The organism is Noviherbaspirillum agri (assembly GCF_054780595.1).
Window position 1 is genome coordinate 273,791 of sequence record NZ_BAAGWA010000003.1, and the last position, 13,409, is coordinate 287,199.

The following is a 13,409-nucleotide window of genomic DNA, read 5'->3' on the forward strand; positions in this document are numbered from 1 at the left end:
ATGGCCGCTTGCTTTTCCAATCTCGGCTTAATCTAAACACACTTAGTTTTAATGCAAGTTTGCTCGCCGGGCCTCTTCTGGGGCCCGGTTGCGTCTCTGCTCTCCGAAAAAATATTTCTCTCCGGACAAGCAAGGCGCAGCACGAAAGGTTTCGCAGATGATTCGCCCGGACAGAGGCGTGCATTTGTGAGAGATGTGCCGGCGGATCATGGTATCCGACGGCGGTTGCGAGAGACGAATAAGGTGGAATGAGCCTGGAGACAAGCAATGAGAGACAAATACAAGCTGGTAGGTCCGATTTATGACTGGTTGAGTGCCGTCTACAGCGGCAAATCGATCCACCGATGCAAGGTCGCCATGCTCGACCACCTCAAACCCGGCGACAAAGTGCTCTTCGCCGGCGTCGGCCACGGGAAAGATGCGGTCCATGCCGCAAAGATGGGAGCCGACGTGACCGTCGTCGACCTGTCCGAAACGATGCTGAAAAAATTCCAGGCCAACCTGGATAAAGAAGGCGTCACCGTCAAGATCCGCCAGCTGCACAGCGACATCATGAAGGTCAACGAGTACGAGAAATACGACATGGTTGTCGCCAATTTCTTCCTCAACGTTTTTTCCGAAGACATGATGGTCCGCGTGCTGGAGCACCTGATCAAGCTGGGCAAGCCCGGTGCCCATGTCGTTGTCGGCGACTTCTCCTACCCTACCGGCAATATTTTCAGCCGTGCTTTCAAGACCATCTACTGGTATGGCGCGGTGCTGTTCTTCTGGGCGTTTGCAGGCAACGCCGTCCACAACATTTACAACTATCCGGAATCGATGAAGAAGCTCGGCCTGCATATCCGGGACCAAAAACACTACCGCCTGATGCTGTTGAACTGCTACTGGTCGGTGCTCGGTAAAAAACCGGCCTGACGCGGCGCCGGCACGCCGCCCGTTCCGTTTCGGGACGCGCATCACGATGCGCATGAGGGCTCGCCGGCGCCTGCTTCAAGCAATACCTGACGTACGTCTCCCACCACACCATCCGACAGACAAGTAGTTCCACCTAACGGCACACATGGAGGTTGCTTTGAGTGATCAAGTTTTCACGCTGGACAGACCGATTTCCACCAGCATCGCCGCAACGGATGGAGCACGGCGGATCGCCTGCCTGAAACAGTTCGGCTCGCATTCGATGTCGTTCTCGACGATGCAGCCGGACATGTCCTATTTCGACATGCCGGGCATCGGCTACATCGCCTACGCCCGCCACTGGGGCATGCAGTTCGTGCTGTCGGAGCCGGTGTGCGCGCCGCAGCACCGCGCCTTGATGCTGGACCATTTCGTTGCGAAGCATCCGAACGCCGTCTTCGTCCAGGTCGGCAAGGACGTCGTCGACCACCTGCACCATCGGTATGGCTACTACGGCACCCAGTTCGGCAGCGAATCGAAAATCGACCTCGCCAGCTGGTCGCTGCGCGGCGCGAAAAAACAGATCATCCGCACCGCGATCAACCAGGCCCGCAACCAAGGCATCGAGATCCGTGAAACCGGCTACGACCCCGAGGCCAAGAAGATTTCGCAGGCATGGATCCAGACCCGCCGCTGCAAGAACCAGGAGATCCGCTTCCTGATCCGCCCGATGCTGATCGATTACCGCGAAGGCACGCGCTATTTCTATGCCTATCACCATGGCGAGGCAGTCGGTTTCGTGTTCTTCGACCCGATTTACGCGAACGGCAAACTGGTCAGCTATGTGCCGAACATTTCCCGCTCCTCCGCCAATTTCAAGCAAGGGCTCTGGTATGCGCTGATGGCACATGCGATCGATGTGTTCAAGGCGGAAGGCGTGGACTATGTGGATCTCGGGCTGGTACCGCTGATGATGGCAAAGGACGTGGAGGTGCAGGAGTCGCGCCTGTTGCGCCGCACGATGGGCGTCATCCGCGAGCGCATGGACTTTCTTTACAACTTCAAGGGGCTGGAATTCGCGAAATCGCGCTTCCAGGGCAAGGTCGAGAAGACCTACTGCTGCCACCGTAATGCCCTGCCTGGTTTGGCAATGACGGCGATGTTCCGTCTCACCCGCATCATTTGAACTTGAGAATACCCGCGGTACGCCGCTGCATGCGGCGCCGCGACCTGGAGGGAACTGCATGAAACAACCGGCCCGCAATCTGAGCGTCCGCACCGCGTTGTCCGGCAAGCGAATTCTGCTGACCGGCACGACGGGTTTTCTGGCGAAGGTAGTACTTGAGAAAATCGTCCGCGTCGTACCGGATGTCGGCCGATTGATCCTGCTCATCCGCGGCAGCAGCAATGGCGCCGATGCCCGCGCGCGGTTTGAGCGAGAAATCGCAACCTCATCCGTCTTCGAGAAGCTGCGCGCGGAAAAACCCGAATTCCTCGAACGATTCTTCGCGGAGAAAATCGAGTGCGTCACCGGTGAAGTCACCGAGGCAGGCTTCGGCCTTTCTACCGGGCAGTTCATCGATCTGGCTGGTCGTGTCGACGTGGTCATCAATGCGGCAGCCAGCGTCAACTTCCGCGAACCGCTGGACCAGGCTTTGCTGATCAATGCCCTCAGCCTGCAGCAACTCACGGCGCTGGCCCGCGTGGCAAACGCGCCGCTGATCCAGGTGTCGACCTGCTACGTCAATGGCTACAACCGCGGCGACATGCGCGAGCAGATCGTGCATCCCGCTGGTGCGGCGATTCCCCGCCACCGCGACGGCTACTACGATGTGGAACCCTTGATCGCGCGGCTGCAGCAAAAGATCGACGTGCTGAAGGCAAATATCCGCGACCCGAAAATACTGGAACGACGCCTCACCGAGCTGGGCATTGCCGAGTCCAATCGCTATGGATGGAACGATACCTACACCTTCACCAAATGGATGGGTGAGCAGTTGGCGATGCGCGGCATGGTCGGACGCACGCTCACCATCGTCCGCCCGTCCATCATCGAAAGCACGTTGCAGGAACCGGCACCGGGATGGATCGAGGGCGTGAAAGTTGCCGATGCGATCATCCTCGCGTATGCACGGGGCAAGACCAACCTGTTCCCGGCCAAGCCGGACGAGATCATCGATATCGTGCCTGCCGATCTCGTGGCCAGCAGTATCCTGCTCGCGACTGCCGAGGCACTGTCGGATCCCAACCAGCACCGCGTCTATCAGTGCTGCACGGGCTCTGGCAATCCGATCCAGCTGGGTGACGTCATCAAGCTGATCCAGAGCGAGTCGAAGCGCAACTGGCAACTCTACGATCGCCTGTTCTACTCCGAACCGAAACATGAGTTCCGTGTGGTTGGCAATGGCACCTTCCGGCTAGCTCTCGGTGCCGCGCGGATCGGCGTCAGTGCATGGAGTGCCATACGCCGCTTGCTGGGTACGGCCGGGGAAACAAAAGCCATCGAGAAGCTGCGGACCACACAATTGCTGGCAATTACCTTTTCCTTCTACACGCAGCCGAACTACCGCTTCCACAACAATCGCCTGCTTGCGCTGGCGCAGCGCTTCAGTGCAGAAGAAGGCAATGTTTTCCCGGTCGATGCGCGCCTGATCAATTGGGAAGAGTACTTGTGTCGTATCCACATGGCAGGTCTGAACAAGTATGCGTTGCGCCGCAAGGACGCGAAACCGGTTGAGATCAGCACAGCTGAAGCAAGAACCGAGACCAGCGCCATACCGGCAGCCGAAGTGGCAAGTTAGCGCAGGCGGCGCCGCAATCTCGGAATAAGGCACGCATCGGACGAAGGCGGAAGGGGAAGCCGTCTTCGGCGGCGTTCTTGCCAAGACACAATTGCTGCGTGACTGAGGTCACCGTCGGCGCCGCCTGTTATCTCGCCTTCTCGTTCGGACTTTTTCCATATTCCATTTTCCGCATCGGCGTAGTTGCCGCGGCCGTTCATTTCCGGCGTTGATCATGCGAACGTGATGCAAGCTTGATGAAAGTCGGAGCGCGTTCAGGTCCATTTGCGCACACCTGACACGTTCGTTACATTGGTCCTTGGCCATGCGCGCACTCCCTGACGCGCCGCCGAGACCATCGGAAAGGCATTTCACCGTGGCGACAGGAAACAGGAAGCAAGGCAAGAAGAAGATCATGCTGGCTCTGCAGGGCGGCGGCTCCCATACCGCCTATGCATGGGGCGTTGTCGATTTGCTTCTGCAAAAGGACGACATCGAGATTGTCGCGGTGAGCGGCACAAGCGGCGGTGCAATGATCGCTGCTGTCATGACATACGGCCTGAGCATCGAGCGCGACGCAAGCGGCCGCCTGCTTGACGACGCGTCGCGGCGCGCACAAGCACGGGAGCTGCTTGCCAAGTTCTGGCAGCGGGTAGCAAAGCTCGGCGACCTGTACTGGAACCCCTTCCGCTTCGTCGTCAATCCGTTGCACCGTTCGTGGAACATTGACGGCATGCCGATTCCGCTGCTGCTCAATACGCTGTCGCTGTTCATGTCGCCCTATCAGTTCTGGGCCAGTCCGCGACAAAACCCGGTCGCGCTCGCGCTGGCCGACTGCATTGACTTCGACGCGCTACGCAGCAGCAAGATCGGGCCGGCGCTGTATGTGAGCGCGACGACGGTGCGTACGAACCAGCAAAAAATCTTTACCAGGGAGGAAATCCATATCCCGCACTTGCTCGCATCCGCGTGCCTGCCGGTGGTGGACCGCGCCGTGCAGATCGACGACGAGTATTACTGGGACGGCGGCTATGTCGCTGACCCGGCGCTGATGCCTCTGATCACGCACCATCGCGACGTGACCAATGACATGGTGATCGTTGGCGTCAACCCGATCGTCGTCGCCCCGGACATGATGCCGCCCAATACCGCGTCGGAGATCGTGGACCGCATCAACGAGATCACGTTCAACGCGTCGCTGATTGCCGAAGTCAAAAGCATCCACGAGATCAACGAACTGCTCGACCAGGTTCCTGCCAACGCCGTGGCCAAACAGCTGGGCGGCAAACTGCACGGCAAGGAGAAGATCCTGATCCATTACATTCCGCCACACCTGGAAATGGCGGGGCTGGGTGTCGCCAGCAAGAGCAACACGGCAATGCCCTTTCTGGATCATCTGTACGGTCTCGGGCAGGATGTGGCCCGCTCCTGGTATGCGGGTGAGCTCGAAGGCGGCGGTGCGCCGCTGATCGGCAAGTCGTCCGATACCAATCTTGTGCGGCTGTTCATCGATCCGCACTACGCGGACGCGCCGACCATTCCCAAGTCCTTGCTGGGTGCGCATACGACGCAAGGCGTTGCACTGGCCATGCCCATTTGAGCCGTCCCTGCGTTTGTCTTTTTCTCCACACAAGTCGGCGCTCTCCGAATAGTTCGGGAGGGGCCGGCATGCCGGTCTTGCACCTTTGTCTCGGCAAACAGGCAATGCGTTTCCGCAAGGAACTATCTTTCCTTTGAAAAGGTCTGAGCGCAAACCGGCCGCCAGTCTGTTTGCCCGCGCTGCTGTTTTGTTGTTTGAACAGGCAGACGATCCGCCGCCTCCGGTTTCAACGATTCCCCCCGGTTCACACGTGGCTGGCATATTCCTTTTCGAACATCCCGCATGAAGTCCTCTTCGCATCAGCGCGCGCTCCTCCCATTGATCGGTTTGCAGGGCGCCGTCGGCAGTCTCGGTGGTTTTATCGGTTTCTTCATTGTCGGTTCGGATAATCCGCACGCCATCTTCCGTTACACAGCGGGCATGCTGACTGCGGCATTCGTGTCGATTTTTCTCACCTACCTGTTCGGCCCGCGTTTCGGTTTGAACGGGAGGCGGCTGCTGCGCCTCGGTTTCCTGGTGCCGGGCCTGCTGTTGGTCATCGGCGAAGGATCGGTGGCAATGATGGCAATTGCGTTCGGCGCGTTTGTCGGCATGACGGCAGGTGCGCGGCATTCCCTTGAAATGTCCGTGCTGAGCGATGCCGAGCGCGACGGCTACGCGGCGCGCACCGGAACGCTGGCGGTCGTTGGCAGCGTTGCAGCGACGTTGTTTGCCACGCTTTTGCTGGCGAACTATGGCGAACAAAGCCATTATGTATTTTGGCTGTATGGAGCGCTGTGCGTGCTGGGCGCGGTGGCGCTGGGCCGGTCAATCCCGGACACCACCCCGGTGTCGCTGAAGGATCCATTGTCCATTCTGAAGCAGCCGCAGTTCCTCGCCTGCCTGCCGATCTTCTTCCTGGAATCGGGCTTGTTCGGCATCAGCCAGGCCATGGCGTCGGCCGGTGCCGTCCAGGCGCTCGGCTCGGCCAGCAGTTTCGGCTGGGTTGCCACGGTGGCCGGATTGGTAGGCGCCGCCGCGCTTTATGTCACCCGCAAGAGCCGCAACGTCCACAACCGCACGCACTGGCTCGGCGGTGCCTGTCTCGTGGTGAGCCTGGCCTATGTACTGCTGGGTGCCAGCATTTGGGTGCCTTCGCTGTTTATCGCTTATTCGGTGCTGCGGGCCGCCGGCCTTCCTTTCCTTGGTGCCAGTCAGCAGGTGCTTACCCAACGCATTCTCGACATCCAAGGAGAAGTGTCGGACCGCATCTTCGCCCGGGAGCTGGTGTTGTGGATGCTGCGGATGGCGTCGCTGTTCCTGTTCTGGTCGCTGGCCAATGTCATTTCCCCCTTGGGCCTGCTGCTTGTCGGTTCTAGCTTGCTGGCAACGGCAACAGCAATGCAATTTCTGGTCGGCAAAGAGCTGTTGTGGAAAAGGGGACGCACGGCTCAACTGCCGGCCTGAAAACGCGTCCTTGCATGGGCCCACGCCGCGCTGCTTTTCCGCGGTGCGATCAACAGCTTGCGCTTGTCTTGACTCACACAACGCTTTCCTCGACACGAACGGTTTATTACTCTTTATGCAATAAGTCGTTGCGTCGCATCATCTCTTATTCGAATTCCATATAAGCATAGTCCGGAAAAATTGTTGTACCGGCCATGCTCTCCCACTAGAGTTCGATATACAGAAAAGTAATGAATCGACTCATTTACATTACTTTCAGGCGCCATAACGACTCCAGCGCCACACCACCACATATTTCCTAAGCCCGCCATGGCGGAAAAATCTGAATGAAGCTGTCTTTTAAACATATTGCGAAGCGCTTTTCCGGCCTGCATGTCATTGACGACTTCAGCCGCGACATCGAAGAAGGCCAGCTGGTTGCGCTCGTAGGCCCGTCCGGTTGCGGCAAGTCGACGTTGCTGCACATTGCCGCCGGACTGGAAAAGCCGAGCGCCGGTGAAATCCTTGCCGGCGGCAAGCCGGTGCCGGGACCGCATCCGGAACGCATGCTGATGTTCCAGGAAAACGCGCTGTATCCATGGATGACCCTGGCGCAGAACGTGGCGATGGCGCTCGAGCTGCAAAAGGTCGACAAGAAGCAGGCGCGCAAACAAGCCTTTGATTGGCTGGAAAAGGTCAACCTGAAAGGATTTGAGGATTACTACCCGCATCAGGTATCCGGCGGCATGCGGCAACGTGCAGCGCTCGCACGCGCTTTCATCACGCAGCCGAAGGTGCTGCTGCTGGACGAACCCTTTGGCGCGCTCGACGCCCTCACGCGCATGACGCTGCAGGATGCGCTGCGCGACCTGATCCGCGAAGCGCGTCCGACCGTGCTGCTGGTCACGCACGATGTGGACGAGGCACTGTTCCTCGCCGACCGCATCCTCGTCTTCAGCCCGCGCCCGGCCAAGGTACTGAAGGAATTCAACCTGGCGCATTACGAAAAGACGCATGACCTGTCCGACTTTTCGCATGTGCGTCGCGAGATTTTAGGATTGCTCGGCATCCATGCCGAGCACGAAGAAAACGTAGCATTATCCGAAGGAGCAGGAATATGAAACTCTGGAAATTACTCATCCCGGCCATCGCTGCATTCACGCTCGCCGGCCAGGCGGCCGCGCAGGAGAAATTCAAGGTCGGCTATCTGCGCGTGATGGACGATGCGCAGGCGATCGTCGCGCAGGAAGCCGGCTACTACAAGAAGCACGGCCTCGACGTTGAACTGGTCGAGTTCAAGTCAGGCACCGACCTGATCAAGGCCATTGTCGGCGGTCAGCTCGATTCCGGCGTCCTCGGCTTCACCAACGCCGTTGCATGGGCGTCCAAAGGCGCGGACCTGAAGGTGGTCGGCGGCGCCCAACACGGTTATCATGCGATCGTTGCGCGCGACGATGCCAACATCAAGACAGTCGCCGACCTGAAGGGCAAGACACTGGCGTCGCAGGCAGAAGGCAGCACCGCCGACACGGTATTGAAAGGCGTGGTGCTCAAGCAGGCTGGCCTGAAGCCGGACGACCTGAACATCATGGGCGTGAGCCCGCAGGTGGCGGTGCAGTCGCTGGTCGGCAAGCGCGTGGACGCGGCCTTCCTGTTCGAGCCGCAGGCATCGATTGCGCAGCTGATCGCGCCGGTCAAGCAGATTTACGAAGTCGGCGAAGTGTGGCCTTTCCCGTGCATGGTAGTGATCACTTCCGGTGAAACGCTGAAGAATCGCAAGGCCGCCGTCTGGAAGTCGCTGGATGCGCAGAAGGATGCGATCGACCTGCTGCAGAAGAAGCCGGCCGATGCATCGAAGCTGATCGCCGGCTACTTCATCTCGGAGCCGACGCTGAAGACGCTGAAGAAGGGCGAGCTGCCGCGTGAAGCCGTGATCACGGACGCCATCAAGAGCCAGACCTTCAGCCCGCTCGTGACGGCGAAGGAAGAAGCCCGCATGCAGGAGATTGCGAACATCCTGCAAGAGCAGGGCTCGCTCAAGACCCGCGACGGCAAGCCGTTCGATGTCAAGAGCATCCTGGACCTGAGCTGGCAGAAGGAACGCAAGCTGTAACAGCCTGAACAGTTTAAACAGGGAGGCCCCTCTCCCGTTTGCCGAAGAGGGGCGATATAGAGAAGAAACCTCATGGCCGGCCTACGCCGGCCATCGCATTTAAGAAAAGCATGAGCTCCAGAACCCGCCTCACCGGCAACAGCAAACGATTCGCCTTCGCGCTGGCGGTCGCCTTCATTCTCTTCATCTGGCAACTTGCCGCGTGGTCGCTGCCGGATTTCCTGATGCCGGACGTGCACACCGTCGTCGTGCGCCTGTGGGAAGAAATCCAGACCGAGAACTTCCGCGCCGCGCTGTGGGGCAGCCTCGGTCGCCTCGGCGCCGGTTACGGGTCCGCGATGTTGCTCGGCATCGGATTCGGCCTGATCGGCGCGATCCTGTTCTTCTTCCGCGAAGTGCTGAAGTCCGCGATCATCATCCTGCAATCGATCCCGTCGATCGCCTGGGTGCCGCTGCTGCTGATCCTGATGGGTTTCGGCAGCCTGCCGATCATCGTCGTGGTCGCGATTGCCGCCTTCTTCCCCGCTGCGCTGTCGGTGATGAACGCGACCGAAAGCGTGCAGCATGTGCATGTCTCCGCCGCCCGCGTGATGGGTGCGTCGCGCTGGGACATGGTCAAGCGCGTGTACCTGCCGGCCGTCATGCCGGAACTCATTACCGGCGCGCAGCTTGCTTTCGGCAACGCCTGGCGTGCGCTGATTTCGGCGGAGATGCTGGTCGGCTTCGGCAAGGGCCTCGGCCGTTCGTTGTCCTACGCTGGTGAAACCGCCGACATGGTCGGCGTGATGACCAGCATTCTTGCCATTGCCATCCTGGCACCGGTGATCGACCAGTTGCTGCTGGAGCGGCTCAAGCACCGCGTGCTACGCTATCAATACGTCTAACCAACCATGAATGCGATGCCCTCCCTCCGATTGCACTTCATGCCGGCCGCCTTGGCGGCTGCAGCAAGCTTGTGCACGCATGCTGTTGCTGCTGACGGCATGGAGCGCGCAAAACAGAACCGCAAGCTGGTGGCGAGCGTGCATTACGTCGTGCCGGAGTACAAGGCGGGCATGAAATTCCGTACGCCGGAGACGGTTGACACGGCGCTGCTCGAAAGCGTCACCCGGCGCATGCAGATATCGCTTGCAACCGTCCGTGCCGAGCCCGGCAAGCAGCTGCAACTGCTGCGCTCCGGAAAAGCCGATGTCGCGCTGGCGATGATCGGGAAAAACGATCCGCTTCGTCGCAATGCTGCCGTGATCCCTGTCGGCTACGCGGCTGGTCCGATGGCGATCATGCGCAGCGACACGACCATCAAGTCATGGGAACAACTGAAAGGCCGCAAAGTCTGCGTGTCGGAAGGCGGCCAGTACGTCGGTACGCTGGCAGCGAAGTATGGCGCCGTAGAGAAGCTGTACCGCGCTCCGGCGGACGCCTTGATTGCGGTGCGCGTCGGCGAGTGCGATGCGACCGTGCATCCCAATGTGATGCTGGAAGAACTGATCAAGCTGCCGGAATGGAAAAAATTCTCGGCATCGCTTCCCGTCGGCCCGCGTAGCGAGCTGGCGTTCGTCGTGCCGGCTGGCGACAAAAAGAGTGCGGCCTTCCTGAAGCAGGTTACCGATGAGTGGACTGCGCAGGGCCATGTCGACCAACTGGTCAAGAAGTCCGTGCGCAACATCGCCTTCGAGGTCTATCTCGATCAGACAGTGCCGGACTGTCATTAGGGCCTGCTAGAACGCTTTCATCCTGACTGAATCAGGCAGAAAAAAGGCGGCAGCCATTGCTGGCATGCCGCCTCATGCGTTGCGGACCTTCCTTAGAGCCTGTTTGAAAACTTACTGCGCAGTCCGATTTTGGCCGGGGGCGCCGAGCCTTGCGATGCTCGTCGTACCTCACGTACGACTGCGCTTCTCAGACCAAACTCGGACCGCTCGCTACAGTTTTCAAACAGGCTCTTAGAACTTGTAAGTCAGCCCGACGCGGATCACCGGGTAGTAACGAAAGTCCTTCGCCTTGTCACGCAGGTCTGCGCTCTCGACGGCCAGGTCGGCGGCAAGATCCGTGCAGGTATCTGTGTTTACTGTGCAATTGCGGCTGCGCAGATTGACATCCGGCGAGCCTTGGAACATCACGCCCATATCCGCCGTGAAACCCAATCCCTTGTCTTTCGCCACGGCGTTGCCCCAGCCGATGCCGACATATGGCGCAAGGTTCCTGAAATCGATGGTGCCGTCCACTTCCCCAACGTCGGAGGTGTTATATGTCTGTCCGTTGAATGTATAGCTTCCGCCCGCAGTCGGCTTGGCGTTTGCCGTGATCTTGTTACCGTTATAGACAAGTCCGCCGGTGAGGCGGAATTGGGTGGAGGTCGGATACAGGTCCAGCAAGGCGTTGAACGTACGCAGCTTCAGCTTCGCATCGTAGCTGGCATCCTCGGTGTCTTCGTCATAGGAATAGCTGAAGGTATTGAAGCCGACGCGCGCATTGAGCGTGTCCTTCATGACCGGGACAATCACATGCAAGCCAAGTCCGGTCGAACCGAGATCGGCGGAAAGACCAACCGTCTGGGCTTGTACTGAGGCCGAGGCAACCAGAGCGCCAAGAACGGCGAGTGTGTGCAAAGGTTTTTTCATTTTTTAAAGTGAGAAAGTAAAACAAAGGGAACAACAAAATCATTCAGCATCGAACCGGAGACGGAAGCCCCGGTCCTGCAGTTGCATAGGCTTGTCTCGGCACGATAGCGAGACAAAGTGGGAGAGATTTACGGCTTCTCGGCAAGCTCCTTTTCGGGTTCCCGAGATGTGCTGGAAGGGGTCGCATCAGCGACTGCGACGGCCACTGGCGCCGCACTTGCCGGCTCCTCTGGCGGACTCGCAGCCGTGGTCGCGTCATCTGTTACTTCGGCCGACGCCACTGCCGGCTGCGGCATGTCGTCGAGCGGCCGCACCTCCAGGGCGAATGAAGTGTCAACGGCACCTGTCGCCACTTGCGCGCCGTAAGGGTCCTTGCCTGCCAGAGCCAGTTTGGCCTTCTCGCCGATGCCGGCCTCGTCGGCCAACTTCGTCATGGCAGCCAGGCGCTCTTCATCAAACACAAATGCGTTCTCGCCTTGCAAACTGGACGCCAGCTTGAAGTGCAAGCTGTATGCGGCAAGAGGATCGGCGCCAAGCTTGGCCATGCGGTCGAAGGCCCATTTGTCGGCCATATAGAATCCGGTCCCCGCGACCCATGAAATACCGCTCAAGGACGACTTGAAAATTGCCGCCGTTCGAAGCGCGCCTACAGCGATCTCCTGCGCAGTCGCCTTGGCGATCTCCTTTGCTGCGGTTTCGACTGCCTTCTTCCTCGCAGCATCGGCCATCTGCTCCGCCGCATACTTGGCCAGCTCCTTGCCCGCGGCCTGGGCTGCCGCCTTTCCGGCTTCGGATGCCGCATATTGGGCGGCGGCACTTGATGCAGCATTCGCCGCCGCACCGACACCGCTGGCAATGCTGGCGACCGTCAGCGTTGTCTTAAACGCCTTCATGCCGTAATGGTAGGTTTTCATGCGGGCACCGGCCTCTTCGGACAGACCTTGCGTCCACAGCACGACCCACAGCGCTTCATCCGCGGTCAGATCATGATTGAAGATCGACATGGCATGGGTCGACTTCAACCAGTGGTAATCCTGCGCGTTCTCCTGCTTGGGCTTGGTGATCTCGACGTGCCCGCGGCACACTTCTATTGGCGTGATCTTGACCTTTCGCCAGTCCGACAGCGTCAAGGTGAACTCGTCGCCATCATCACGCAGCTCCATCAGTTCTTCGAACATTTCAACGGGGTCATCGTCATCCCCGTCGATTTCGGTGATCTTGTCACCGGGCTTGAGGCCGGATTCGGGCGTGGCGGCGATGATGGAAAGGCGCTCGTCGACTTGCAGGCCGCGCACCCATGCAATCCGCTCCTCGCGCGGCAAGTCATCCGAACTTGCGACGACAAACGGTAGCTCCCACTGCTTGTCGCAGTCTTCGTCGTTGAGCTTGGCTGATTTGACAATATTGGGGCGTACCGCTTGCTCCGCCTTCCCGTAGAGGCGAATCGACGCCAGCAGCTCTTCGTCGACCGGGCTTCCATCATCAACCGTGTACTTGGTCGCACAGCCGGTAGCGAAAACGCAGAGCAAGGACACCCACAGCGAAAAGAAGCGCGTCCGGAATGTGGAATCGGTGTTCTTCATCGTACTAACCCGTTTTATTCTTTTTCCATCTCTCTCACGGACGACAATCAGAGATAGCGGAGGGCTTCTTTCAAGTCCCCGCTCGATTGGCTCCTGCCAATTGTGGCTTTCACTCTTGATTAACCTGACTTTACAAGGTGTAACAAAAGAACCTGTAAAGTTACAGCTTGTTACAGATTATCAAAAACGTTGATGGCTGGAAATAAAATTCCTCAACCGTTGCATTGAACGAATGACATTGGCTGTCAAAATGCAACATGGCCAGCAAAGGATGAAGAAAGGACGTCGGCTTCCGTCTGACATCTCGCACCTCGTCACAGCAAGGCCTCCGGCATGAAGGCGGGAGAAAAAGACTTTCAGAACGTCCTTGAAGTCGCACGGACAGTACCCATC

Annotated in this window: 11 protein-coding genes; 9 read left to right on the forward strand and 2 right to left on the reverse strand. The window is 58.9% G+C overall.

The genetic code is table 11. The features are described from left to right. The first annotated feature begins 267 nt into the window (after nt 1–267). The 9 genes from ACYVIA_RS06790 (at nt 268) to ACYVIA_RS06830 (ending at nt 10,524) form a co-directional block, all read left to right on the forward strand. A complete protein-coding gene (locus ACYVIA_RS06790) occupies nt 268–915 on the forward strand; it encodes a class I SAM-dependent methyltransferase (protein WP_460839196.1) in 648 nt (215 codons plus the stop codon). Nucleotides 916–1,072: 157 nt separating this feature from the next. Continuing rightward, nucleotides 1,073–2,080 (forward strand): DUF2156 domain-containing protein, encoded by a 1,008-nt coding sequence (locus ACYVIA_RS06795; RefSeq protein WP_460839197.1) that lies wholly within the window; start codon nt 1,073–1,075, stop codon nt 2,078–2,080. Between the two features lie 58 nt (nt 2,081–2,138). Next, nucleotides 2,139–3,695, forward strand: a complete 1,557-nt coding sequence (locus ACYVIA_RS06800) for a fatty acyl-CoA reductase (RefSeq protein WP_460839199.1) — start codon at nt 2,139–2,141, stop codon at nt 3,693–3,695. 355 nt (nt 3,696–4,050) lie between these two features. Next, nucleotides 4,051–5,274 (forward strand): patatin-like phospholipase family protein, encoded by a 1,224-nt coding sequence (locus tag ACYVIA_RS06805; protein ID WP_460839200.1) that lies wholly within the window; start codon nt 4,051–4,053, stop codon nt 5,272–5,274. A gap of 282 nt (nt 5,275–5,556) precedes the next feature. Further along, a complete protein-coding gene (locus ACYVIA_RS06810) occupies nt 5,557–6,720 on the forward strand; it encodes an MFS transporter (RefSeq protein ID WP_460839201.1) in 1,164 nt (387 codons plus the stop codon). Nucleotides 6,721–7,046: 326 nt separating this feature from the next. Further along, nucleotides 7,047–7,820: an ABC transporter ATP-binding protein gene (locus ACYVIA_RS06815; protein ID WP_460839203.1), complete on the forward strand. Its 774-nt coding sequence runs from the start codon at nt 7,047–7,049 to the stop codon at nt 7,818–7,820. Then, the gene (locus ACYVIA_RS06820) at nt 7,817–8,812 is read left to right on the forward strand and encodes an ABC transporter substrate-binding protein (protein WP_460839205.1); all 996 of its coding nucleotides are present in this window, start codon (nt 7,817–7,819) and stop codon (nt 8,810–8,812) included. Before ACYVIA_RS06815 ends, ACYVIA_RS06820 begins: the two co-directional genes overlap by 4 nt. Before the next feature lie 110 nt (nt 8,813–8,922). Then, a complete protein-coding gene (locus tag ACYVIA_RS06825) occupies nt 8,923–9,696 on the forward strand; it encodes an ABC transporter permease (RefSeq protein ID WP_460839207.1) in 774 nt (257 codons plus the stop codon). A 15-nt stretch (nt 9,697–9,711) separates the two neighbouring features. Then, nucleotides 9,712–10,524: a type 2 periplasmic-binding domain-containing protein gene (locus ACYVIA_RS06830; RefSeq protein ID WP_460839208.1), complete on the forward strand. Its 813-nt coding sequence runs from the start codon at nt 9,712–9,714 to the stop codon at nt 10,522–10,524. 231 nt (nt 10,525–10,755) lie between these two features. Here ACYVIA_RS06830 and ACYVIA_RS06835 read toward each other — a convergent pair whose 3' ends face one another. Next, nucleotides 10,756–11,421, reverse strand: coding sequence for a hypothetical protein (locus ACYVIA_RS06835; protein ID WP_460839210.1), 666 nt, complete (start codon nt 11,419–11,421; stop codon nt 10,756–10,758). A 140-nt stretch (nt 11,422–11,561) separates the two neighbouring features. After that, nucleotides 11,562–13,016 carry a hypothetical protein gene (locus ACYVIA_RS06840; RefSeq protein ID WP_460839212.1) on the reverse strand — a complete coding sequence of 485 codons (1,455 nt, stop codon included), beginning with the start codon at nt 13,014–13,016 and terminating at the stop codon, nt 11,562–11,564. Between the last annotated feature and the right edge of the window lie 393 nt (nt 13,017–13,409).